General features: G+C 69.3%; 17 protein-coding genes and 4 pseudogenes. 9 read left to right on the top strand and 12 right to left on the bottom strand.

The window, feature by feature from the left end; all coding sequences use genetic code 11:
* Positions 1 to 40: 40 nt before the first annotated feature.
* The 7 genes from ABZ910_RS33095 to ABZ910_RS33065 all read right to left on the bottom strand — a co-directional run bounded on the left by ABZ910_RS33095 (position 41) and on the right by ABZ910_RS33065 (position 7644).
* A complete protein-coding gene (locus ABZ910_RS33095) occupies positions 41 to 1048 on the bottom strand; it encodes a LacI family DNA-binding transcriptional regulator (protein WP_361372587.1) in 1008 nt (335 codons plus the stop codon).
* Positions 1049 to 1122: 74 nt separating this feature from the next.
* The gene (locus ABZ910_RS33090; protein ID WP_361372553.1) at positions 1123 to 2562 is read right to left on the bottom strand and encodes an L-fucose/L-arabinose isomerase family protein; all 1440 of its coding nucleotides are present in this window, start codon (positions 2560 to 2562) and stop codon (positions 1123 to 1125) included.
* Positions 2563 to 2598: 36 nt separating this feature from the next.
* Positions 2599 to 2919, bottom strand: coding sequence for an L-rhamnose mutarotase (locus tag ABZ910_RS33085; RefSeq protein WP_361372551.1), 321 nt, complete (start codon positions 2917 to 2919; stop codon positions 2599 to 2601).
* A 10-nt stretch (positions 2920 to 2929) separates the two neighbouring features.
* Complete coding sequence (rhaS, locus tag ABZ910_RS33080) at positions 2930 to 4003, bottom strand: rhamnose ABC transporter substrate-binding protein (protein WP_361372549.1); 1074 nt, start codon at positions 4001 to 4003, stop codon at positions 2930 to 2932.
* Positions 4004 to 4046: 43 nt separating this feature from the next.
* On the bottom strand, positions 4047 to 5030 hold the full coding sequence (locus ABZ910_RS33075; RefSeq protein WP_361372547.1) for an ABC transporter permease: 984 nt from the start codon (positions 5028 to 5030) through the stop codon (positions 4047 to 4049).
* Positions 5027 to 6094: an ABC transporter permease gene (locus tag ABZ910_RS33070; RefSeq protein WP_361372545.1), complete on the bottom strand. Its 1068-nt coding sequence runs from the start codon at positions 6092 to 6094 to the stop codon at positions 5027 to 5029. The genes ABZ910_RS33075 and ABZ910_RS33070 overlap by 4 nt, the downstream gene beginning before the upstream one ends.
* Positions 6091 to 7644, bottom strand: coding sequence for a sugar ABC transporter ATP-binding protein (locus ABZ910_RS33065; RefSeq protein ID WP_361372543.1), 1554 nt, complete (start codon positions 7642 to 7644; stop codon positions 6091 to 6093). The genes ABZ910_RS33070 and ABZ910_RS33065 overlap by 4 nt, the downstream gene beginning before the upstream one ends.
* A gap of 249 nt (positions 7645 to 7893) precedes the next feature.
* Between ABZ910_RS33065 and rhaI the strand changes: the two genes are divergently transcribed.
* From rhaI to ABZ910_RS33045, 4 genes are all read left to right on the top strand, one after another.
* Positions 7894 to 9063 carry an L-rhamnose isomerase gene (gene rhaI / locus ABZ910_RS33060; RefSeq protein ID WP_361372541.1) on the top strand — a complete coding sequence of 390 codons (1170 nt, stop codon included), beginning with the start codon at positions 7894 to 7896 and terminating at the stop codon, positions 9061 to 9063.
* A gap of 14 nt (positions 9064 to 9077) precedes the next feature.
* Positions 9078 to 11135, top strand: a complete 2058-nt coding sequence (locus tag ABZ910_RS33055) for a bifunctional aldolase/short-chain dehydrogenase (RefSeq protein WP_361372585.1) — start codon at positions 9078 to 9080, stop codon at positions 11133 to 11135.
* Positions 11132 to 12607, top strand: a complete 1476-nt coding sequence (locus ABZ910_RS33050; RefSeq protein WP_361372539.1) for a rhamnulokinase family protein — start codon at positions 11132 to 11134, stop codon at positions 12605 to 12607. The genes ABZ910_RS33055 and ABZ910_RS33050 overlap by 4 nt, the downstream gene beginning before the upstream one ends.
* A 232-nt stretch (positions 12608 to 12839) precedes the next feature.
* A complete protein-coding gene (locus ABZ910_RS33045; RefSeq protein ID WP_361372537.1) occupies positions 12840 to 13208 on the top strand; it encodes a VOC family protein in 369 nt (122 codons plus the stop codon).
* 748 nt (positions 13209 to 13956) lie between these two features.
* Here the strand turns inward: ABZ910_RS33045 and ABZ910_RS33040 are convergent.
* Together ABZ910_RS33040 and ABZ910_RS33035 are read right to left on the bottom strand one after the other, a co-directional pair.
* Entirely contained in the window at positions 13957 to 14409 is a 453-nt protein-coding gene (locus tag ABZ910_RS33040; RefSeq protein ID WP_361372535.1) for a VOC family protein, read from the bottom strand.
* A 1048-nt stretch (positions 14410 to 15457) separates the two neighbouring features.
* On the bottom strand, positions 15458 to 16660 hold the full coding sequence (locus ABZ910_RS33035) for an MFS transporter (RefSeq protein WP_361372533.1): 1203 nt from the start codon (positions 16658 to 16660) through the stop codon (positions 15458 to 15460).
* A 340-nt stretch (positions 16661 to 17000) separates the two neighbouring features.
* Here ABZ910_RS33035 and ABZ910_RS33030 point away from each other — a divergent pair.
* Together ABZ910_RS33030 and ABZ910_RS33025 are read left to right on the top strand one after the other, a co-directional pair.
* A pseudogene (locus tag ABZ910_RS33030) lies at positions 17001 to 17221 on the top strand (transposase); the annotation flags it as partial.
* A gap of 4 nt (positions 17222 to 17225) precedes the next feature.
* Positions 17226 to 17585: pseudogene (locus tag ABZ910_RS33025) on the top strand (TetR family transcriptional regulator C-terminal domain-containing protein); the annotation flags it as partial.
* A gap of 307 nt (positions 17586 to 17892) precedes the next feature.
* Here the strand turns inward: ABZ910_RS33025 and ABZ910_RS33020 are convergent.
* Positions 17893 to 19123, bottom strand: a pseudogene (locus ABZ910_RS33020) (IS110 family transposase).
* 356 nt (positions 19124 to 19479) lie between these two features.
* Here ABZ910_RS33020 and ABZ910_RS33015 point away from each other — a divergent pair.
* On the top strand, positions 19480 to 20856 hold the full coding sequence (locus ABZ910_RS33015; protein ID WP_361372531.1) for an IS1380 family transposase: 1377 nt from the start codon (positions 19480 to 19482) through the stop codon (positions 20854 to 20856).
* A 323-nt stretch (positions 20857 to 21179) separates the two neighbouring features.
* Here the strand turns inward: ABZ910_RS33015 and ABZ910_RS33010 are convergent, their stop codons facing one another.
* Positions 21180 to 21905 carry a DUF4839 domain-containing protein gene (locus ABZ910_RS33010; protein ID WP_361372529.1) on the bottom strand — a complete coding sequence of 242 codons (726 nt, stop codon included), beginning with the start codon at positions 21903 to 21905 and terminating at the stop codon, positions 21180 to 21182.
* A 273-nt stretch (positions 21906 to 22178) separates the two neighbouring features.
* On the opposite strand from ABZ910_RS33010, the gene ABZ910_RS33005 reads away from it, so the two are divergent.
* Positions 22179 to 23387 carry an IS110 family transposase gene (locus tag ABZ910_RS33005; protein WP_361372583.1) on the top strand — a complete coding sequence of 403 codons (1209 nt, stop codon included), beginning with the start codon at positions 22179 to 22181 and terminating at the stop codon, positions 23385 to 23387.
* A 358-nt stretch (positions 23388 to 23745) separates the two neighbouring features.
* Here ABZ910_RS33005 and ABZ910_RS33000 read toward each other — a convergent pair whose 3' ends face one another.
* Positions 23746 to 24168: a hypothetical protein gene (locus ABZ910_RS33000; RefSeq protein WP_361372581.1), complete on the bottom strand. Its 423-nt coding sequence runs from the start codon at positions 24166 to 24168 to the stop codon at positions 23746 to 23748.
* A gap of 138 nt (positions 24169 to 24306) precedes the next feature.
* On the opposite strand from ABZ910_RS33000, the pseudogene ABZ910_RS32995 reads away from it, so the two are divergent.
* Positions 24307 to 24401, top strand: a pseudogene (locus ABZ910_RS32995) (IS5/IS1182 family transposase); the annotation flags it as partial.

The following is a 24401-nucleotide window of genomic DNA, read 5'->3' as shown; positions in this document are numbered from 1 at the left end:
TCAGGCTACGCATGGCGACCGGCCACGGGATCGGCCGGGCTCAGCCGGTCAGGCTCGACGCGCGCACCACCAGTTCCGGTTGCAGCACGATCCGCCGGTGTTCGTGCTGTGCGGTCTGCTCGCCGGTCTCCTCGATCAGGAGCTCGGCCGCGGCCCGCCCCATCCGCCGGGCGGGTTGGCGGACGGACGTCAGGGGCACCACGGCCGCGGCGGCGAACTCTATGTCGTCGTAGCCGACCAGCGCGATGTCGTCCGGCACCGACACGCCCGCCGCGTACAGGGTCTGGAGCACGCCGAGCGCCAGCAGATCGTTCGCGCAGAACACCGCTGTCGGCCGTGGCGACATGCCGAGCAGCCGGGCGCCGGCGTCCCGGCCGGCGGCGACATCCAGACGGTCCGCCTCGATGTGCAGCAGGGACTGCGGGGGCAGCCCGGCCTCGTGCAGGGCTGCCAGCGCGCCGGTGCGCCGGTCCTGGCACTGCGGGAGGTGCAGGGGGCCGCTGACGTACACGACGCCCTCGTGTCCGCCCTGCAGCAGATGCCGTACGGCCAGGGCGCCGCCCTTGACGTCGTCGACCGACACCGAGCAGGCGTCCGTGCTGGCGACGGTGCGGTCCACGAAGACGTACGGGATGCCGTGCCGGGCGAACGACCGCAGCGTGCCGCCGGTGGTGTCCGCCGGTGTGACGAGCACCCCGCGCACCCGCTGCTCGGCGAAGAGGCCGAGGTAGTCCGCCTCCTCGGCGGGGCTTTGCGCGCTGTTGCACAGCATCACGCCGAGTCCCGCCTGGCGTGCGGCGCGCTCGGCGCCCGAGGCGATGTCGACGAAGAAGGGATTGGTCATGTCGAGGACCAGCAGCGCCATGATGCGGCTGCGGCCCGCCCGCAGCTGACGGGCGGACTCGCTGCGCACATAGCCGAGCCGGTCGATGACCGCCCGCACCCGCTCGCGGGTGGCGGCGGCGACCGAGTCCGGGCGGTTGATGACGTTGGACACGGTGCCCACGGACACCCCGGCCTGCCGCGCCACATCCTTGATGCCGACCATGCGCGTCACGCCCCGCTCCCTTTCCCGCCCCGCACCTCAACGCCCCGCACGGCGTGCCCTCGTGCGCCGGAGCCTCATCGTAGAGCCGGGGCTCCGGCCACTTCGGTCAGGCCGACGCCCGTGAGCTCCGCGACCGCCCGCAGCTCAGGGAGGACGTCCCCCGTGGCGAGTGCCCAGTGGTGGCCGACACCGGCGGCGCTCCACTCGTCGCACCACTCCCCGGGGTCGCGGCCGAAGTCCACCCGCGAGGTCGTGTTGCCGATCCGCAGCAGCGGACCGTCGACGACCGTCCCCCGGGAGGCGATCAGCCGGTAGCGGCCCTCTCGTGACTGGCCGAGGCCCACCGCGGTCACCGGGCCGTGCCGGACGTCGAACTCGACGGACACGCCATAGCCGCGTTTGCCGTGGTAGACGCCGAGCCCGCGCAGCAGCGGGCGCCGCTCGCTGGTGGCCAGGTGCCCGGGGCCGTCGTGGCCCATCTCCACCACGCCGTCACGGAAGTTCAGTGCCTGCAGCTCCGTGAACGAGCCCCCGGCGCCGAGCCGGTCGGCGATCAGCATGGCGAGCGAGGTGCGCAGTTCGTACTCCCCCGCAGCCGGGATGCCGCGCGCGGTGAGCAGGGAGGCGCCGAGGATCACGCCCGCCCCGAGCCGTTCGTGGGTCTCGCCGTCGAGTCCGCGATGGTAGTACGCCAGCGAGTCCAGGTCGAAGTCCTCGACCAGCCGGTCGAGGCCCACGGAGACCCGCGCCGCCCAGCCGAGGTCCACGGGATCCACGGACTCGTCCAGGTCGAAGACCTTGCGGGTCTGGGCGAGTTTGGCCGTCACCTCCGCGTCGGTCACCTGCTCGGTCCGCACCCGCAGGTCGTCGAACTCCAGCACCTCGACATGGCCGCCGAGGTTGGCCGGGACCATGGTGAGGTCGGTGGACACGTCGTACATCCCCGGATACAGATGCCCCATCAGCCCGTGGCGCCCGCTGCGCAGCACCGCGCGCACGCCTGCCGCCTTGATCCAGGTGCCGATGCGCCGCCAGGCCCGCTCGTCCTCCAGATGCCCGGACACGGAGCGGAAGGCGACGCCGAGGCGCTCGAAGGTGTTGGCCATCTCCGGCAGCGGACAGGCGCCGCAGTACGCGAGCCACTGGCCGGTGTCGAAGGTGGCGTGGTCCATGGCCTCGGTGGGCTGCAGGTTGATCAACAGCACGGGGGCGCCGCTGCGTTGGGCGATGGGTGCCAGCATGGTGGCCGTCATGTAGGTGGAGAGGAAGCCGACGATCAGGTCGCAGTCGGCGGCGCGCAGCCTCTCCGCGGCCGCCGCGCCGTCCTGGGCGTCGGAGATGAAGCCGACGTCGACGACCTCGGCGTCGAACTCGGTCATCCGCTCGGCGACCCGGCGGGCCGACCGCTGGAGTTGGGGCAGCAGGTCGGGGAACTGCGGCCAGTACGCGCCGAGTCCCCCGGCGACGAGGCCGATCCTGGGCCTGCGCGCGGTGGCGGGTATGCGCGGGGTCATTCCCGTTCTCCTTTCGGTCGGGGAGGGAGAGGTGGCTCAGTCGAGGTGGAAGATGTGACTCAGGGGCTGGAGGGCCTCGTCCGGCCTGCCGCCGTCCGGTGCCTCGAAGAACGGCGCCATCTCGGTCTGCCAGCGGGCGTTGACCCCGGTCGCCGCCATGGCTGCTTGTGCGGCGGCGAAGTCCTCGGTCTCCACATAGCCGACGAGCAGCCCGTCGTCGCGCAGGAAGAGCGAGTAGTTGTGCCATCCGGCCGCCGACAGGGCGGCCCGCATCTCGGGCCACACGTCGGCATGCCGCTCGCGGTACTCGGCGAGCCGATCCTGACGCACCTTCAGCAGAAAGCAGACGCACTGCACGGCTGCCCGCTCAGAAGTCGTACTCGTCGATGTTCTTGGCGTCGAAGACCGTGGGCGGGCCGAGGATGACCTCGCCGTCCTTGCCGACGGTGTACTCGCCGAGGTCACCGGCCTTGAACTTCTCGCCCTCGGCTCCGGTGATCCGGCCGGAGGCCAGCGCGGCGGCGGCGTAGGCGCCGAGGCGGCCGAGGTTCTTGGGGTCCCACAGCGCGAACTGCTCGACGGTGCCGTCCTTGACGAACTTGCGCATCTGGTTGGGCGTGCCGAGCCCGTTCAGGACGACCTTGCCCTTGTACGACGAGGAGCTGATGTAGCGTGCGGCCGCGGCGATGCCGACCGTGGTGGGCGAGATGATGCCCTTCAGGTTCGGGTACGCCTTGAGCAGGCCCTGGGTCTCCTGGAAGGACTTCTGGTCGTCGTCGTCGCCGTAGGCGACCTTGACCAGCTTCATGTCCTTGTACTTCGGCTTCTTCAGCTCGTCCTTCATGAACCCGATCCAGGTGTTCTGGTTGGTCGCGTTCTCGGTGGCGGAGAGGATCGCGATCTCGCCCTTGTAATGGAGTTGTTGGGCAAGGTGCCGCACCTGGCTGCGGCCGATCTCCTCGGAGCTGGCCTGGTTGATGAAGAGCTGCCGGCAGTCCTTGGCGGTGTCCGAGTCGTAGGCCACGACCTTGATGTCCTGCCGCATCGCCTGCTTCAGCGGTCCGCAGACGGCGTTGGGGTCGTTGGCGGCGATGAGGATCGCGTTCTGCCTCTGCTGGATCAGGGTGTTGATGTACGAGACCTGGGAGGAGGCCTTGGCGTCGGACGGGCCGACCTCCTTGGCGGTGGCGGCGAACCCCTTGGCGGCGGCGATGCCCGCGTCGTCGACGATCTTCTCGTACGGGTTGTTGATCTGCTTGGGCAGGAAGGCGATCTTCAGGCCCTTCTTCAGGGGCGCGTCGGGGTGGGCGGTGGCGCCGGCCGCCTGCTGTTTTGCGTCGCTGCCGGCCGAGTTCTTGGTGGTGCCGCCGCAGCCCGCGACGGCGAGCGCGAGGGCGCAGGCCGCGGCGGTGGCGGCGAGGGTGCGGCTCTTGGCACACATCACGTGGGTCGCCTTTCGAGGTGGGTGGGCGGTGCGTGGGGGTTCAGGTGGCGGCGCCGAGACGCCGGTGCCGGCGTTCGGTGAGCACGGCCGCGATCCGGGGGGTGAGCACCGAGGCCACCAGCAGCAGACCGGTGACGATCACCTGGATCTCGTTCGAAACGTCGTTCAACGTCAGGAGGTTGTTCAGCAGCCCGATGAGGAGGACACCGGCGACCGCGCCGCCGAGGGTGCCCTTGCCGCCGTCGAAGTCGACGCCGCCGAGCAGGACGGACGCGATGACGACGAGTTCGAGGCCGACTCCGTTGTCGGCGCGCGCACTGCCGTAGCGCAGGGTGTAGACGATCCCCGCGAACGCGGACATCAGCCCCGACACCACGAACAGCGCGAGCTTCAGCCGCTTGACGCGGATGCCGGCGAACCAGGCCGCGTCCTCCTGCGCCCCGATCGCGTAGAGCGACCGGCCGATGCGGGTGCCGTGCAGCACGATCGCGGCCAGGACGGCGAGGACGGCGAACAGCGCGACCGGGTACGGGATGAAGGTGCCGGGCACGGTCTCGGTCGAGGACGTCCACCTGGCGTAGGACTCGGGGAAGTCCGCGACGGCCCGGTCGCCGAGGACGACGGAGGCCAGTCCACGGAAGAGGGTGAGGGTGCCGATGGTGACGGCGAGCGGGGAGAGGCCCAGGCGGGTCACCAGCAGTCCGTTGAGCAGACCGCCCGCCACGCCCACGAGCAGGCAGACCGGCACGATCAGCTCGAAGGCCCAGCCGGCGTCCCACAGCGACCCGGCGAGCGCGCTGGACAGGCCCAGCATGGACGCGACGGAGAGGTCGACCTGTCCGGCCACCACCAGCAGCGTCATGGGCAGGGCGATGAGCGCGATCTCGGCGGTGTCGTCGAGCGCCGAGGACAGGTTCGCCGTGGCGGAGAAGCCGTCGGTGGTGCCCGCGCCGCCCAGGAAGACCGCGATCAGGAGGATGCCGACGACGGTGTCCCAGCGCAGATACCGGTGCGGTGCGGTCACTGCCTGCTCCTCTTCCTCAGGGCGTTGGTGGTGCGTAGGTGCAGGACGCGGTCGGTGGCGATGGCCGCGAGCAGCAGCAGACCGGTGATCGCCTGCTGCCAGAAGGAGTCGACCCTCAGTACGACGAGGGCGCTGCCGATGGTCGTGAGCAGCAGCGCGCCCAGCGCCGCGCCCCAGACCGAGCCCGTGCCGCCGCTGATCGCGACGCCGCCGACGACGACGGCGCTGACCACGGTCAGCTCCCAGCCGTTGGCGGCGTCGGCGACGACCGTGCCGAAGCGGGCCAGCCACAGCGCCCCGGCGAATCCGGCGACGGAACCGGAGAACAGATAGGCGCCGAACACCCTGCGGCGCAGGGGGATGCCGGCCAGGCGTGCGGCCTGCGGGCTGGAGCCGATGGCGTACAGCTCGCGGCCGCTTCGGTAGGCGCGCAGATAGGTGGCGGTGACGGCCAGGACCACGGCGGAGATCAGCGGCAGGTACGGGATGCCGAGCACGCTGCCGCTGCCCAGGCCGAGGACGTCGTCGGGGATGTCGGCGGCGTTGATCTGCTCGCCGTGCGCCCACCAGTAGTCGAATCCCTGGATGATGTAGAGCATCCCGAGCGTCACGACGAGCGCCGGCACCCGGCCGAAGCTGACCAGGAGGCCGCTCAGCAGGCCGCACGCGGCGCCGATGGCGATGCCGAGCAGACAGACCGTCAGCGGGCCGTGCCCCGAGCCCTTGACGAACTGCCCGCAGGCGAACGCGGTCAGCCCCACCACCGAGCCGACGGACAGGTCGATGTTGCGGGTGAGCACGACGACGGACTGACCGACGGCGAGCAGCACCAGAATCGAGGAGTTGAGCAGCAGGTCCTTGACGCCCTGATCGTCGAGGAAACGGTGGTTGGCGAGCCAGGTGGCCAGGATCAGCAACGCGAGGGCGCCGCCGATGGCGAGCTCACGGGCCCGGAAGACGGCGTCGACGAGGGATCGGGCGGAGCGGTCCGGGTCCGCGGCGGCGGGGGGTTCCGGGCGCGTGTCCGGCTCGGCCTGCCGGGTGGGCGCGGTCGCGTCGCTCATGCGGCGCTCCCTTCTTGTTCCCCTACGGTCGGACGACTCTCTGTCCTACGACCCTCTGTCGTACGGCCCGTGGCCGCGGTCAGCACCGCCTCCTCGGTCGCCCGGTCGCGGGGGATCTCGGCGACGAGGCAGCCCTCGTGCATCACCAGCACCCGGTCCGCCATGCCCAGCACCTCGGGCAGGTCGGACGACACCATGAGCACGGCGAGCCCGTCGGCGGCGAGCGCCGACAGCAGCCGGTGCACCTCGGCCTTGGTGCCCACGTCGATGCCCCGCGTCGGCTCGTCCACGATCAGCACCGACGGCTCGGTGGCCAGCCATTTGGCGAGCACGACCTTCTGCTGGTTGCCGCCGGACAGCACCTCTGCGGTGTCGGTGAGGCGGCCGTACTTCAGCCGGAGCCTCGCCGCCCAGTCCGCGGCCCGGCCCCGCTCCAGCGTCCGGCGCACCAGGCCGGCCCGGCCGAGGCGCCCCAGACCCGTCAGCCCGATGTTCCGCTCGATGGACATCTCCATCACCAGGCCCCGCTGCCGCCGGTCCTCCGGCACCAGCGCGACGCCCGCGGCCATCGCCTCCGTCGGTGAACCGGCGCGCAGCCGCCGCCCGTTCACCTGCACCTCGCCCGCGTCCGCACGGTCCACGCCGAAGACCGCCTGGACCACCTCGCTGCGCCCCGCGCCGACCAGTCCGGCCAGCGCGACGATCTCGCCGCGGCGGATGTCGAAGGAGACGTCGCGGAACACGCCCTCCCGGGTCAACCGCCGTACGGACAGCGCCACTTCGCCGGGGTCGGTGGGCTGCTTGGGGTACAGCTCGTCGAGGTCGCGGCCGACCATCCGGCGTACCAGCGCGTCCTCGTCGAGCTCCTCGATGGGGTCGGTGGCGATGAGCCGGCCGTCGCGCAGGGTGGTGACGCGCCGGCAGATGCGGAAGATCTCCTCGATGCGGTGCGAGATGAACAGCACGGCGGCGCCCTCGGCCCGCAGCGCCTCGACCACGCCGAACAACCGCGCCGTCTCACTGCCGGTGAGCGCGGCCGTCGGCTCGTCCATGATCAGTACGCGGGCGTCGAAGGACAGGGCCTTGGCGATCTCCACGATCTGCTGGTCCGCGATCGACAGCCCGCGGGCCGGCCGCTCCGGGTCCAGCGCGACGCCGAGGCGCCGCATCAGCGCCGCGGTCGCCTCGTGCACCGCGGTCCGGTCGATCCAGCGCAGGGAGCGAAGGGGCTGACGGCCCATGAAGATGTTCTCGGCGATGGAGAGATCGGGGAAGAGCGTCGGCTCCTGGTAGATCACCGCGATGCCGGCGTCGCGCGCGTCGGCCGGTCCCTGGAAGTCGGCCGGTGCTCCGCCCAGGAGGACCTCGCCGGCGTCCGGGCGGTGCACCCCGGCGAGGGTCTTGATCAAGGTGGACTTGCCTGCTCCGTTCTCACCGGCGAGCGCGTGCACTTCACCGGCGTACAGCTCCAGCGAGACGTCCCGCAGCGCGCGGACCGCACCGAACGACTTGCTCAGGCCCCTGACGGCCACGACGGGTGGCTGATTCATGAACACCCCGGTTTCGGGAGGGCATTGATCGATTCATGAAAGGTTTCAATGCACTCCGACGGAAGCTAGGGCTACGCCAACACGCCGTCAACAGCGCGCACTTGGAAATCTCTCGAAAACCAACAGGTCGATTCCCCACCCTTGACGGACCGGACGCCGCCCCCTAGCTTGCGCCGTGAAACGATTCACAGACTTGCAGATTCACAGGCATGCGTCAGCGGGCAACCGACACTCGCGAAAGGCTGTGCCATGACCGCCGGTTCGACTGTGGAAGCCGCGAAGGCGGCACTCAAGACCCAGGCCATCGAGACACCGTCCTGGGCGTACGGCAACTCCGGCACGCGCTTCAAGGTCTTCGCGCAGCCCGGCGTCCCGCGCACCCCGTGGGAGAAGCTGGACGACGCGGCCCGGGTGCACCGCCACACGGGCGTCGCGCCGAGCGTCGCCCTACACATCCCGTGGGACCGCGTGGCGGACTACGGCGAACTCGCCAAGTACGCCGAGGAGTCGGGCCTGCGCCTCGGCGCGATCAACTCCAACGTCTTCCAGGACGACGACTACAAGCTCGGCTCGGTCACCCATCCCGATCCGGCCGTCCGGCGCAAGGCCCTGGGCCATCTGCTGGAGTGCGTCGACATCATGGACGCCACCGGCTCCCGTGACCTCAAACTGTGGTTCTCCGACGGCACCAACTACCCCGGCCAGGACGACATCGCGGCCCGCCAGGACCGGCTGGCGGAGGCGCTCGGCGCCGTCTACGAGCGGCTCGGCGACGGACAGCGGATGCTGCTGGAGTACAAGCTCTTCGAGCCGGCCTTCTACACCATGGACGTGCCGGACTGGGGCACGGCGTACGCCCACTGCCTGCAACTCGGCCCCCGCGCCCAGGTGGTCGTCGACACGGGGCATCACGCGCCGGGCACCAACATCGAGTTCATCGTGGCCTTCCTGCTCCGCGCGGGGAAGCTCGGCGGCTTCGACTTCAACTCCCGCTTCTACGCCGACGACGACCTGATGGTCGGCGCCGCGGACCCGTTCCAGCTGTTCCGGATCATGTACGAGGTGGTGCGCGGCGGGGGTTTCGGCCCGGACGTGGCGTTCATGCTCGACCAGTGCCACAACATCGAGGCGAAGATCCCGGCCATCATCCGCTCGGTGATGAACGTGCAGGAGGCCACCGCCAAGGCACTGCTGGTCGACCGGGCGGCGCTGCACGCGGCGCAGGACGCGGGCGACGTGCTGGCCGCCAACGCCGTGCTGATGGACGCGTACAACACGGACGTACGGCCGCTGCTGGCCGAGGTGCGTGAGGAACTGGGCCTCGATCCCGATCCGGTAGCCGCGTACCACCGCTCGGGCTGGGCACAGCGGATCGCCGAGGAACGGGTGGGCGGCGAGCAGGCCGGCTGGGGAGCGTGAACCGCATGGACGGCATGGACGACTTGAACGGCATGGACGGTGCGGACATCGTCCAGGCGCTGCTGGAGCGCTCGCACCGTCTCGGCGCGGACCGCCGTAACACCAACTACGCCGGCGGCAACACCTCCGCCAAGGGCACCGCCACCGATCCGGTGACCGGTCGGGAGGTGGAGCTGCTGTGGGTCAAGGGCTCCGGCGGCGACCTCGGCACCCTGCGCGCCGAAGGGCTGGCCGCGCTGCGGCTGGACCGGCTGCGGGCGCTCACCGCCGTGTACCCGGGCGTGGAGCGCGAGGACGAGATGGTCACCGCGTTCGACTACTGCCTGCACGGCCGCGGTGGCGCGGCGCCCTCCATCGACACCGCGATGCACGGGCTGGTCGACGCGCCCCACGTCGACCATCTGCACCCCGACTCGGGCATCGCGCTGGCGTGCGCGGCCGACGGGGAGGCGCTGACGAAGGAGTGCTTCGGCAACACGGTGGTGTGGGTGCCGTGGCGTCGCCCCGGGTTCCGGCTGGGGCTGGACATCGCCGCCGTAAGGGAGGCGCATCCCGAGGCCGTCGGCTGCGTTCTCGGCGGGCACGGCATCACGGCGTGGGGGGCGACGAGCGAGGAGTGCGAGCGCAACTCGCTGCACATCATCCGCACCGCGGAGCGGTTCCTGGCGGAGCGAGGGCGGCCCGAGCCGTTCGGACCGGTCCTCGCGGGCTGCGAACCGCTGCCCGACGCCGAACGCCGGGCCCGCGCCGCCGCGTTGGCGCCCGTCGTACGAGGGCTGGCGTCCACCGACCGGGCCCAGGTGGGTCACTTCACGGACTCGCCCGAGGTGCTCGACTTCGTCTCCCGCGCCGAGCACCCGCGCCTCGCCGCGCTCGGCACGTCGTGTCCGGACCACTTCCTGCGGACGAAGGTCAGGCCGCTGGTCCTCGACCTCCCGCCGCATGCGCCGCTCGACGAGACCGTACACCGCCTGAAGGAGCTCCACGCCGAGTACCGGGCGGAGTACGCCGCCTACTACGCACGGCACGCCACGCCCGACTCCCCGCCCATGCGCGGCGCCGATCCGGCGATCGTGCTGGTGCCGGGGGTCGGCATGTTCAGCTTCGGCAAGGACAAGCAGACGGCCCGGGTGGCGGGCGAGTTCTATGTGAACGCCATCCATGTGATGCGCGGGGCGGAGTCGGTCTCCGCGTACACCCCGATCGAGGAGTCGGAGAAGTTCCGGATCGAGTACTGGGAGCTGGAGGAGGCCAAGCTGCGCCGGATGCCCGCGCCGCAGCCGCTGGCCGCGCGGGTCGCGCTGGTGACGGGTGCGGGTTCGGGGATCGGGAGGGCCGTCGCCGGACGGCTGGTCGCCGAGGGCGCGTGTGTCGTGGTCGCGGATCGCAACGCCCAAAGCGCGGCGAACGTCGCCGAGGAACTGGACGGCGCGGACCGGGCGGTCGCGGTGACCGTCGACGTCACCAGTGAGGAGCAGATCGCGGCGGCGTTCGCCGAGGCCGTCCTCGCCTTCGGCGGGGTGGACCTGGTGGTGAACAACGCCGGAATCTCGATCTCGAAGCCGCTGCTGGAGACTTCGGCGGGAGACTGGGATCTGCAGCACGACATCATGGCGCGCGGTTCGTTCCTGGTGTCGCGGGAGGCCGCACGGGTCATGATCGCGCAGGGGCTGGGCGGCGACCTCGTGTACGTCGCGTCGAAGAACGGGGTGTTCGCGGGCCCGAACAACGTCGCGTACGGCGCCACCAAGGCCGACCAGGCGCACCAGGTACGGTTGCTGGCCGCCGAACTCGGCGAGCACGGCATCCGGGTCAACGGCGTCAACCCGGACGGGGTGGTGCGCGGTTCGGGCATCTTCGCCGGCGGCTGGGGCGCGCAGCGGGCGGCGGTGTACGGCATCGACGAGTCGGAGCTGGGCGCCTTCTACGCACAGCGGACCCTGCTGAAGCGCGAGGTGCTGCCGGAGCATGTGGCGGCCGCCGTCTTCGCGCTGACGGGCGGCGACCTGAGCCGGACGACGGGGCTGCACATTCCGGTGGACGCCGGAGTGGCGGCGGCGTTCCTGAGGTGAGCGTCTCGGCCTCTGTGGTGAGCGTCTTCGCCGCCGTCGATCTGGGTGCGAGTAGCGGCCGGGTGATGCTCGGCCGGGTCGGCGCAGACGAGCTGACGCTGGAGGAGGTGCACCGCTTCCCCAACCGGCCGGTGCGCACCGGCGGCACCCTGCACTGGGACGTGCTCGGGCTGTACCGGGGCGTCCTCGACGGGCTGCGGGCGGCAGGGGAGCGCACCGGCGGGCGGCTGGACGGGGTGGGCATCGACGCGTGGGGCGTCGACTTCGGCCTGCTCGACGCGTCGGGCGCGCTGATCGGCAATCCGGTGCACTACCGGGACGCGCGCACGGACGGCATGGCGGAGACGGTGGCGCGGGTCCTCTCCCCCGCCGTGCTGTACGAGGCGACCGGCATCCAGCAACTGCCGTTCAACACCGTCTACCAACTGGCCGCCGCCCAGGGCACACCCGCCCTGGGCGCGGCGCGGCGCCTGCTGCTGATCCCGGACCTGATCGCGTACTGGCTCACCGGGCGAGCCGGCACCGAACTCACCAACGCCTCCACCACCCAGCTCCTCGACCCCCGCACCCGCGACTGGTCGCGTCCGGTGACCGACGCCCTGGGGATCGAGCCGGCCCTCTTCCCGCCGCTGCGCACGCCGGGCGATCCGGCCGGGGAGCTGCTGCCGGAGGTGCTGGAGGAGACACGGCTGACCGGACCCGTCCCCGTCATCGCGGTGGGGTCGCACGACACGGCCTCCGCTGTCGCCGGGGTGCCCGCGGAGGTGGACGACTTCGCCTACGTGTGCACGGGCACGTGGTCGCTCGCCGGTCTCGAACTGGCCGCGCCCGTCCTCACCGAGGACAGCCGGCGTGCCAACTTCACCAACGAGTTGGGCGTTGACGGCACGGTGCGCTACCTGCGCAACATCATGGGCCTGTGGCTGCTGCAGGAGTGTCTGCGCGACTGGGGCGGCCCGGAGCTCGGCCCGCTCCTGGAGCGAGCGGCCCTCGCCACACCCCTGCGCTCGGTGGTCGACGCCGGCGACCCGGCGTTCATCCCGCCCGGCCGGATGCCTCAACGCATCGCGGAGGTCTGCCGACGCACCGGACAACCGGAGCCGCGGGACGAGACGGAGACCGTGCGGTGCGTGCTGGATTCACTGGCCCTCGCCCACCGCGAGGCGCTCGCCGACGCCCGGCGGCTCTCGGGCCGCACGGTGTCCGTGGTGCACGTGGTCGGCGGGGGCGCCCGCAACGACCTCCTCTGTCAACTGACCGCCGACGCATGCGGGCTGCCGGTGCTCGCCGGCCCGGCGGAGGCGGCGGCGTACGGCAACGTCCTCGTCCAGGCCCGCGCACAGGGCACCCTGAGCGGAACCCTGACGGACATGCGATCCCTCCTCCACCGCACGCAGTCCTTACGGCGGTACGAGCCCTGCGAGGACCGGACGGGGTGGGCGGAGGCCGCGTGCGTACGACGCCGTTCGTGACGGACGTCAACCAGGGACCGGGCAGGAGGCGTTGGGCCCGACTTGCGTCAGTGAGGCTGTGCCATCTTGAAGTGGCTGGTCAGCAGGGGTGGTGTGACCCCGTTTCGGGCTGCTCGTACTGGTCGCGGGCGGCAGTCTGGGGTGTAGATCGTCTGGCAGGGCGGTTTTGCCGATGAGTTCACCGTCCTCGAACGGTCTACCCAGCGACACGACCGTTCTCGACAGGAGTGCCATGTCCACCATCCAGCCAGTGATCATCACTGCCGACCAGGACGTCCTGCTCGACTTCTATACGAAATTGTTCGGCGCCGAGGAGATCTTCCGGGTACCGGCGGAAGGCCCGGCCTTCTACCTCGGCTTGCGCATCGGTGACACCGACCTCGGGCTGGTGGCCAAGACGAACCCGGGGACCGGGGCGGCACCGCGGATCCTGCTCAGCATCGGTGTCGACGACGTCGACGAGACGCTCGGCCGGGTGACGGCGCTGGGCGGCTCGGTCAGCGGCGGCCCCAACGACATGCCGTGGGGACAGCGCGTCGCCCACATCAAGGACCCCGACGGCAACCCGCTGAACCTCACCCAGCCGATCCCGGCTCAGTGACGCTGTTCCGGGGTGCTTGTGCTGGTCGTGGGCTGCCGACGGTATGGTCGTGCCGTTCCGGCCGTGGCTTGACCCGTCGGCCAGCTTCGTGAGCTTCCCGCGCAGCGGCTCCAGCTTGCCCCTCACCCCGGGGTCCAAGCCCAGCACTTCGTCAATCTGCCGGGTGGCGACCGGGCCGCCGGCCTGCCGCACGGCGGTCAGGATGCGCTGGTACTCCGCCGGCAGCACGGACTCAGCCAACCCCGGCGCGCGATCCGGAACCAGCCGCACCGCCCGACCCGCCACCTGGACGACCGGCGACCCGGCCTCCGTGCGCTCGGCGAGCTGCTCACTCATCCGCTGCCACACCCGCTCGGCCACGGCGAGCTCATCCTGCTCAGCCCGTACCTCTGGCAGCTGCTTGACCAGCTGTTCTTCGAGCCCGTCCAGCTCCGCACGCCGCACGGCGATCCGCTCCAGCACTCTGGCCAGCTACTTCAAGATGGCGCAGCTTCAGTGAGGTGATGACTTTGACCGACCGGCCCTGGGCGGACATGAGCACCATGATCGCCCGGCGCCGGACTGGGTCCTTCCCGGTCCGGCTGATCCGCTGCGGCTTCCAGCCCTCATCCATCATGACCGGCCGACGCACACACTCGGTCGACGTCCCACGACTGCCTCCAAGATCATGTCTTGGAGGCAGTCTGCTGGCCGACGAGCAGCAGGTCGATCACCCGGCCAGTGTCAACAACGCTCGTGATCAAGACATCTAGCTCGTACCGGCGGGCGGGTCCGCGTAGACTCCCTGCAGCATGCCGGTGGCCTGCCCCACTTCGATGAGATAGCCGTCCGGGTCGCGCAAGTAGCACCGCAGCTCGGCCTTGCGATCGATGGGTGGCGTGAGGAATGCGGCGCCCTTCGCACTCCACTCTCGGTGACATGCCTCGATGTCGGCGACGCGGAGGTTGAGGAAGCTGCTGACCGTGCTCGGGTCGGTGGGCGGGCGCAGGGTGACGTCTGGCTTGTCCGGGGTGGGGCCGCCGCCCGGGTTCATGATGATCCATCCGTTGGCGAGCTTGATGATGCAGGGGTTCTCCTCGAGCACCACCTCACCACCGAGAACGTCGGTGTAGAAGGCGCGAGATCGGGCTACGTCGGCCACCGTCAGAAAGTGAGTGAGGAGGAGCCCGGAATCCGGGGCAGGAAAACCATCACGGTGCATGTAAGGCCTCCAGGCCAATCGGACGTTTCCCTCCATAGTGGTGGATGGGTGTCCGTGGATACAGATGAACACGGCCGGGAGGGCAGCCAGCCGTGCCGGCCACCGGGAACGGTGATGTACTCGTCGCCCTTGAAGTGGCCGTTCGGAATGAGTTACCTCCGGACGCCACTTCCTTTCTGGACCGGCCGGATCCAGGCGGTACTTGAGGTGTGCCGACAGCAAGGGTCCACCGTCTCGACCGAGGAACAGCGAGTCGGATACACCGACTGACCACTTGTGGCGGGGCCCGAAGGGATCGGAGAGATGAGCGGCCGTCCTGTGACGATGCCTGCCGCTGAACTGGAGCCGCTGAAGCACCGCTTCCGTGATCCCTCGTCCGAATTCGATGTGAGCCCGACGGCCGCCTGTAGGAGCCCACCAACCGCTTCACGAAGCGAGGCTCCGACCATGTGGTGACCGGTTCGCTGGAGGCCGAGCAGGTCTCCAGGAGCGAGAAATATCCGTCCTGCGCGAACACCACGACTCCGGCATCGTCTGATACGACGTACCAGGCATCCGGGCTTTCATGATGGAGACGGCATCAATGCTTCCCCGCTCAACCGACGCAAACGAAGACTGTGCTGGCACTATGCATCACGACTCGTAGTAGGCGGCGTACTGAGCCGAGTGCCCCTCGACGGGGAAACCCTCGACGCAGGCCGACCTTCTCAAGGCCGCCGGGGTCGAGCACGGCCAGGACGAGACTCTCCTTGGTCGGGAAGTAGTGGTTGAGCTGCGATCCGCTGACGCCGGCGGCGCGGCGTAGCTGTTCGCCGAGGGGTACATGTCCGCGAACATCTCCGCCGGGAACAGCGCACCACGGTGCTCGGCCAGGAACGTGAACACACTCCCCGCCGGGATCAACTCCCGGCCGGTCTCCCACACATCCGGTCCGACCGTCTCCCCGGCCCATTCCCCCATCACCACGAAACGAGTCTGGCTCCGCCGCTCACGCGGCGGAGCCAGAACTCCAAGATCTTCATGAGCCTTCTAGGGGGCGGAGAGCGGCTCAGCAGCTGGTGAGCTCGCTGTGCACCGGGCCGGGGTTGGCGTTCACGGCGGCGCGCTTTTCGCGGCGTTCCAGAGCTGCGGACCACAAGGCGAGCCCGAGGGAGGAGGCCGTCATGAGTGCGCCGACCCAGTTGGGGGAGGTGTAGCCGAAGCCGGCGGCGATGACGAGTCCGCCGAGCCACGCGGCCAGAGCGTTGCCGAGGTTGAAGGCGCCGGCGTTGACGGCGGCGGCCAGGGTCGGGGCACCGTGGGCCTTGTCGATGACGCGCACATTCAGCGGCGGCACGGTGGCGAACCCGAACGCGCCGACCAGCAGGACGGTGATCGCCGCGAGCACCTCACTGTGTGCGGTGAGGGTGAACACGCCCAGCACCACGGCCAGTCCGCCGAGCGTGGTGTAGAGCATCGGCATCAGCGCACGGTCGGCGAACCTGCCGCCGAGGAGGTTGCCGATGACCATGCCGATGCCGAACAGGACCAGCAGCCAGGTCACCGCGCTGCCAGAGAAGCCCGCGACATGAGTCATCATCGGGGCGATGTACGTGATCGCGGCGAAGACGCCGCCGAAGCCGAGCACGGTCATCGCCAGCGCGAGCAGCACCTGCGGTTTGCGCACGGCGGCGAGCTCGTGCCGCAGGTGGACGCCTTCGGGGCGGGGCAGTTCGGGCACGAACTTGGCTATGCTGAGCAGCCCGATCACGCCGAGGCCGGCGACGAGGACGAAGGTGGTGCGCCAGCTGGCGGCCTGGCCGATGTGGGTGCCGAGCGGGACGCCCACGACGTTGGCGACGGTCAGGCCGGTGAAAAAGATGGCGATGGCGCTGGCCTTCTTCTCCGGGGCGACTAGTTCGGCGGCGAGGACCGCTCCGATGCCGAAGAATGCGCCGGGCGCGAGCGAGGTGACGATGCGTCCGACCATCATCAGTCCGAAGCTGGGGGCGAGCGCGGACAGCAGGTTGCCGAGGATGAATAGGCCCATCATCAGCATCAGCATCCGCTTGCGGGGCATCTTCGTGCCGAGTGCGGTCATCAGCGGGGCGCCAAACGCGACGCCGAGGGCGTAGCCGGTAACCAGCAGGCCGGCGGTGGGAATGGTGACGTGGAAGTCCGCGGCGACTTGGGGAAGCAGTCCCATGGGGACGAATTCCGTGATTCCGAGACCGAAGGTACCGATGGCGAGAGCAAGAAGCGCCAGAGGCATGGGGTCGACCTTCCATGTTGCTTGAGCGAGTACCTGACGTCCAGGTCGCCGCCGGACTGCCGGGCAACAGCGCGCTGGAGGTTGTGTGGGGGGAAGCTGAAGCTCGCCAAGGGCGAGGAGTGCGGCAAGGTCTTCGGACCGTTCGGCGCGGTCGCCAGACGGCGGATGGTGGCATCCGAGCTGTTTTGGGCTTGTTGGCCCACTCCTGAAGTTAACGCTTCTCAAGAATGGTCTGTCAAGCCCAATCTAGGCATCGTCCGAAGCATGAAACCCACGACAGGAGCTCGGGAGCCCCACAAGCTCACCGACAAGGGACAGGCAACCCGAGCCCGCATCCTGGACGTTGCAAGCCCTGCACGGGCCGCCGGACCTCGAGACGGTCCAGGAACTGCGGTGTGACCTGCGGTGGAAGGCCGCGTGCGGGCTGGGCCTGAACGACAAGGGGTTCGATCCCCGTTGCTGGCCTACTTCCGTCGCCGTCTGGCCCACTCGACGCGGCGCCACCGTGTCTTCGAGGCCGTGCGCGAGGTGGTGAAGGCCACCGGTGTCCTGGGCGGCAAGCAGCCCGGGCCCACGCGCCGTGATCGAGGCGCTTCTGATGGCGGCACTGCCGACCGACAACGAAAGCTGCACCTTCCACTTCCTCTACACCTCGTAGGCCGTCCTGGCCGTGACCGACGAAGCCCTTGCCGCCCAGCCCTTCATCGCGAACCCCGATGCCACCGAGGACACCCTGACCGGGCTCCTCCGGCAGGCCCAAGAAGCCGATCTCACTGGGTCCGGAATCGATGCGAGAGATGAAGCAGTCAGCCTGCTCGCCATGTCAGCCGGACTCGGCGCCAGCATCCTCGTCGGCCAGCGCAGCCCGGAGTCCGCAACCGCGATCCTGAATCGTCACCTGAACCGGATCTTCCGGGTCGGTTGACAGAGTTCGCACACTGAACGGGTCTATGGACGCGGCTTGATGACCCACGTCAAGCCGCGTTCACAGCCCTCTTTCGATGTAGTGCCGGGACAGTGATCACCGTCCAGGCCGGGGACGGGCTCGACAGGAGCGGCGTGTGGAACGCCAACGAGGTCCGCCTCGTCGGCCCCGCGCCAACGGTGGTCAGGAAAAGGCTCGTGGGGCACGGATGACACGAAAGTGCCAGCTCACCTAACCTCGCGCTTTCATGAAGCGGGTTGTCCGACAGGCGGTCAGGAAAGCAGAAAGTGCCTCTGACGCTGCGTTGTCAGACTGCGGTGTCGATGGGGTTGAGGGTGACGCGGTAGCCGAGCCGGTTGATGGCCTGACGGGTGGCGCGTTCGGGGTCGCGTTGGGTGAAGTAGTCGCCGCCGAGTTCGTGGTAGGCGACGTTGTCGGTGAGCATGTGCCAGACCGCGGTGATGATCGAGTGTTCGACGGCGACGAGAGCCTTGAGCGGGCCGCGCCGGACGGCCAGACGCTTGTAACGGGCCCGCAGATAGCAGTCCTTGGTTCTCGCCGCGCTGAACGCCGCGGTCCCGAGGGCGCCCTTGAGATAGGGGTTGCCGGGGCGGACCTTGGTGTTCTTGGTGCGGCCGGCGGACTCATGGTGGCCCGGACATACCCCGGCCCAGGACGCGAGGTGCTTGGCCGAGGCGGACCATGTCCCCGCCAGTCTCCGCGATGATCACCTCTGCGGTGGCCTGGTTGACGCCGGGGATGGTGTCGAGCAGGTCGAGGGCGCCTTGAAAGGGGGCCATCGCCTCCTCGATCCGACCCGTGAGCTGGTCGATCATGGCGCTGAGCTGGTCGTAGTGGTCCAGATGCAGACGGACCAGGAACACGTGGTGCTCGCGGAACCGCCCCGTCAGGGCCTCGGTCAGCTCGGGGATCTTGTTGCGGAGCCTTCGCTTGGCCAGTTCCGCCAGGATCTGGGGGTCGCGTTCGCCGGTGGTGAGGGCTTCGAGCATGGCCCGGCCGGAGACGCCCATGATGTCGGAGGCGACCGCGGAGAGTTTGATGCCGGTGTCCTCCAGCAGTTTCTCCAAGCGCTGGACCACTCGGCCGCGTTCCCGGGTGACGGTGGTGCGGGCCCGGGTCAAATCCCGCAACTCACGCACCGGCTGGGGCGGGACGAACGAGGGACGGACCAGGCCGTGGGCGCCGAGCTGAGCCAGCCAGGCCGCGTCCGAGACGTCGGTCTTGCGGCCGGGCAGGTTCTTGACCTGCCGCGCGTTGACCAGGATCACGTTCAAGTCCTCGGCCAGCACGTAGTAATAGGGCTTGCAGTAGTCCGAGGTCGCCTCGATCACCACCAGCGTCACCTGCGCGGCGAGCAGGTGCTCCCGCAGAGCGAGCACCGCGTTCGTCGTCGACCCCCAGGTGGTCGTCTCGGTCGTGAACGAGCCCCGGCGCTTTGTACTCGGCGTCCGGACGCACGCCTTGGCGTCCTTCTTGCTGATGTCCAGACCCGCGCAGCGTTCATGCAGGATGTCCACGGTCCGCCCCTTCCATCGCCAAGGCCGGGAAGTACGCCGTTCCGGGAGGGCCGGGGTGGATCAGGAATTCTGACGCACGTGCTCGTAGCAACACTCCACGGTTCCCGTGGACGGCCCCCAGCACCATGCTGACCAGCGAGCTGCACAGCATCACAGAGATAACGGTTTCAGCCGGAACGAACACCTCATGATCCCGAGCGCGGCCCGCCTCTCGTCAGGGCACACAGAAGCACCCCCCGCGCACGCCCGCATTTACCGTGCCCCAGGCGCGCGCCGAAGGCGCGCTGGACTGTTGACCAGCAAGAATGAGGATTGTCGAGGTCCTTGTTCCCGCTGAAGCCAGAGGCACTTCCCAGGTGAAGCACCCTATCGGGCTCTATCCCCGTGTCCGCACCCAGGGCGACGGCCGTCACGTCGTCTCCCAGGCCGGGTCGGTCCTGCTCATCGAAACAGTCCGCAAGACCGGTCTTGACCAGGCCATATCCACAGCTCTGAGTCCGTGGCGCAAGCCGCGGTCCATCCACGATCCCGGCAAGATCCTCCTGGACGTCGCCCTGGCGGTGGCCCTCGGTGGGGACTGCCTGGCAGACGTGGCGATGCTGCGGGCCGAACCAGACGTCTTCGGCCCGGTCGCCTCCGATCCGACCGTCTCCCGCCTGATCGACGCCCTCGCCGCCTCCGGCGAGAAAGCCTTGCAGGCCGTTCGCTCCGCCCGGTCCGAAGTCCGCAACCGTGTCTGGTCGTTGGCGGGCGAGAACGCTCCAAACGCCGACGGCCAGGTCACCATCGATCTCGACGGCGTCCTCGTGATCGCACACTCGGACAAGGAGAACGCGGCCGCGACGTGGAAGAAGACTTACGGCCATCATCCACTGACGGCCTTCGTCGACCACGGCCCGGGCGGAACCGGAGAACCCGTCGCCGCCCTCCTCAGGCCCGGGAACGCGGGCTCCAACACGGCAGCCGACCACATCACCACCGCCCAACTCGCCCTGGCCCAACTGCCCAAGAGGTACCGGCGAGGGCGGCAGACACTGATCCGCACCGACTCCGCCGGTGGCACCCACGACTTCGTGTCCTGGCTCGCCAGGCGAGGACGATGGCTGTCCCACTCGGTCGGCATGGTGATCACCGCAGCCATCCACGAACACGTCCTGAAAGTCCCCGCCTCGGCCTGGACCCCTGCCGTCGAGGGCGACGGCGAGACCCGGGACGGGGCCTGGGTCGCCGAGCTCACCGGCCCACTGCTGGACGGCTGGCCGAAGGGTATGCGGCTGATCGTCCGCAAGGAACGTCCCCATCCGGGGGCCCAGTTGAGAATCACGGACGCGGACGGCATGCGGATCACCTGCTTTGCCACCAACACCCCGGGCCGTCCGATCGCCGAGCTCGAGCTCCACCACCGGCTGCGGGCCCGCGCGGAGGACCGGATCCGGGCCGCCCGGGCGACGGGCCTACGGAACCTGCCCCTGCACGACACCGCCCAGAACCAGGTCTGGCTGGAGATCGTCCAGATCGCACTCGATCTGCTGGCCTGGATGCCCATGCTCGCCCTGACCGGCCCCGCAAGGCTCTGGGAACCGCGTCGCCTGCGATTCCGCCTGTTCTCCGCAGCCGGCCAACTGGTCACCACCGGCCGCCGCCGGATCCTCCGCCTTGCCCGTCACTGGCCCTGGACCGGTGAGATCACCACCGCCCTCGAACGACTCGCACTCCTACCCAACCCAGGCTGACCAGCTGCTTCACCTGTCCTCACGAGAGAACGGTCCAGCCCGGAGCAGTGGGACCCGGCGTCCACCCGAGACGACACCCGGGCCCTCAGCCTGCCCGACCCCGGCCACCGACAACGAAAAGGGCCGTCGACTCCGTCGACGGCCCGTCAAGAAAGATCGAGGCTAATGGACCGGGTCTCGGATAGCCTCGAATATCTCGGCACCGGATCCGTAAGTCGGGCCGAGACGGTACTGCATCCGGACTGCCGCCAGCGAGGAATAGTCAAGACCTGTGGATCGACGGGTCCTTCTGGCCGCGGCTGATGTCGCGGCTGCCCATCTGACTACCGGACTTCCGTCAAGATTGGGTCGAGGAAGAAGAGGCACTGGTCCGCGTTGAATTCGCCCACCTCAGCGACGAAGCGGAACTTATCGCCTGCGCCGACGGTGGCGGGGATCTTCTTGCCGGTCAGTTTCAGGTCAAGGATGTTGACGTCCTCGTACTTGAAGGCCGGGCCGACCGGAGTGTTCGGTCCCTTGTCGCCTGGGCCTAGGAGGAAGTCGTAGCGGGTGTCGTAGTCACCGTAGGGAGCCATGTCCACGATCGAGCCGTCGAACGCGATCGTCTGGCCCTCGTGCCTGTTCGCGAAGTCCCGGTTCGCGTCGTCGCAGTAGTCCGCCTTCAGCAGCGCCGCAAATTCCGAGTTGTTCTGAGGCGTGATCACCTCAGTGGCGGCCGACTCGGCCGCGGTCGGAGTCGGCGGAGCAGAAGACTTTTCGCTCGCAGCGGCCGTCGACTTGTCTGACTCGTTCTTCTTCTCGCCTCCGTCGCTGAGTGCAGAGGCAGCGCCGATGAAGATGGTCAGGATCACGAGGACGGCGGCTGGCGTGCCGATCAGGAGCCACGGCTGCGGTTTCTTCGGCCGACGGAAGTTGAGGGTGGAGCGAAGCGTGCCCTGGGCCTGTTCCACAAGCTCCCAGCCATCCTTCTGCATCTTCGAGATCACCAAGCCGTCGGCGCCGCGAACTGTCCGCACGGTCTTGTACTCGTACTTGATCTCGTCGGCCATGCGGCTCTGCCCCCGTTATGTTCTTCGCGGTCCTGCAAGAGGGCCGCTGGCCTCCGGGCCCGGCATGACTGGTCCCCCCTGTCGAAGGCATGACCTGGGGGGTGGTGTCACCGGGCCCGAGGGGTGCCGTTGGAGACGCTGATGAGAGGTCCGACTACCGCCCCGCTGAGCGCAATGCTCGGCACCGTGCGGGCGGCAGGTCTGCATAACGTGGATGCGCGCGTACGGCGCCAACTCCCCGGCCAGCACCGCACCGAAGCAGTTGGGAGCACGATGTTCGACATCGGCGACGTGGGTGTCTTCCTCGGCCTGGACGTCGGCAAGACCGCTCACCACGGTCACGGACTCACCCCGGCCGGCAAGAAGGTCTTCGACAAGCAGCTGCCCAACAGCGAGCCCAGGCTGCGGGCCGTCTTCGACAAACTGACCGCGAAATTCGGCACCGTGCTCGTCATCGTCGACCAGCCCGCCTCCATCGGCGCCCTCCCCCTCACCGTCGCCCGCGATGTCGGCTGCAAGGTCGCCTACCTGCCCGGACTCGCCATGCGCCGGATCGCCGATCTCTACCCGGGCGAGGCGAAGACCGACGCGAAGGACGCCGCGGTCATCGCCGACGCCGCCCGGACGATGCCGCACACCCTGCGCTCGCTCGAGCTCACCGACGAGATCACCGCCGAACTGACCGTGCTGGTCGGCTTCGACCAGGACCTCGCGGCTGAGGCCACCCGCACCTCCAACCGGATACGCGGCCTGCTCACCCAGTTCCACCCCAGTCTGGAACGCGTCCTCGGTCCCCGTCTGGACCATCCCGCCGTCACATGGCTGCTGGAACGCTACGGCTCCCCGGCCGCCCTGCGAAAGGCCGGCCGCCGCAGACTCGTCGAGGTCATCCGGCCCAAGGCCCCGCGCATGGCCGTCCGCCTGATCGACGAGATCTTCGACACCCTCGACGAACAGACCGTCGTCGTTCCCGGGACCGGCACCCTCGACGTCGTGGTCCCGTCCCTGGCCCGTTCCCTGGCCGCCGTCCACGAACAGCGCCGGGCTCTGGAAACCCAGATCAAAGCCCTGCTGGAGGAGCACCCTCTTTCCCCGGTCCTGACCTCGATGCCGGGGGTCGCGGTCAGGACCGCCGCCGTTCTGCTGGTCACCGTCGGCGACGGCACCAGCTTCCCCAACGCGGCCCACCTCACCTCCTACGCCGGACTCGCCCCGACAACAAAGTCCTCGGGGACCTCGATCCACGGCGAACACGCCCCCCGAGGCGGAAACCGGCAACTCAAGCGGGCGATGTTCCTGTCCGCGTTCGCCGCCCTGCACGATCCCGCTTCCCGTTCCTACTACGACCGCTGTCGGGCCCGCGGGAAGACCCACACGCAGGCCCTTCTCCGCCTCGCCCGACAGCGGATCAGCGTGCTGTTCGCGATGCTTCGCGACGGTGCCTTCTACGAACCCCGCCTCCCCGAAACGGCCGTCGCATGACCAGCTCGGCCTTGACGAAGGACATGGAGGCACCCCCCCTGAATGGACTTTTCATATCAACTACCTCGTGAGCATAAGGGACTCCGCGAGGAACTTGGCATCACTAATTTCACCCTTGGTCCCGAGCTCGATCCGGGCCAAGGAGCACTCGGTTGGAGGCAAGCGGGCTTGCCAGGTCGAACGCTGCTGTGTGACGGTCGTGGTGCCGGACACCGTCGATCCGGCACTCGCCACCCAACCAGATGCGATCCGTGCCTGGCACTGGTGGACCATCACCGGCATCCGCAGGAGCTCGAAGACGATCTACCCTGTCGGGCTCGCCAACCTCGTCTCACGCTTTCTCCAAGACGGCCCACCGTCAGCCTGCGGCGGATGCAGTGATCTCGGCTGCCGCGCGTTCGGCTTCCTCTCGCACGTCCGTGTCGGGGTGGTTGAGGAAGGGCTCGATCAGCGGGCGGGCCTGGGAATCGTGCGTCACGCCGAAGATGTAGAGGGTATGAGCGAGGAGGCCGGGCTCCATCGTCGGCATGGCGGCGGCCAGCGGTTGGACGATGCCCAGCGGCAAGCTGTGGTGGTTGAACGCTTCGCTGATCGAGTTGAGGGCAGACTCGCGGACCACAGCCACCGGTTCGTTGACCGCCAGACCGACCAGGCGCCCGACGGCCAGGCGAGTGGAGTCCGCGTCGAGTGCGTTGCCGCGGAGGAGGTCCCCGAGGACCGAGCCGGCGACGTCCCGCCGGTTCGAATCGCGGTCGGTCAGCGCTTCAAGTGCCACGAACATGCCCTTCACGCGGCCACCGCGCGCCTGTCGTTCCCGAAGCGTGCGCCAGCACGGACCAGGGGCACGAGGTACGCGCCGGTGTTCGCGGGCCATCGCACTGACCGGAGAGTGGCGTTGGTTGGCACCGCTTCGGCCTCAGGCCGGCTGGTGTGGATCTCCGCGGTGCGGCCCGGACGCACGTCGGAGATCACCGCTTGCCGGCACGACAAGCTCACCGCCCACCTGCGGGCGGC

The sequence above is a fragment of the Streptomyces sp. NPDC046805 genome, from assembly GCF_040645355.1.
Lineage (GTDB): Bacteria > Actinomycetota > Actinomycetes > Streptomycetales > Streptomycetaceae > Streptomyces.
Note: the sequence above shows the minus strand (reverse complement) of the source record. Positions and strands in the feature narration are given on the sequence as shown.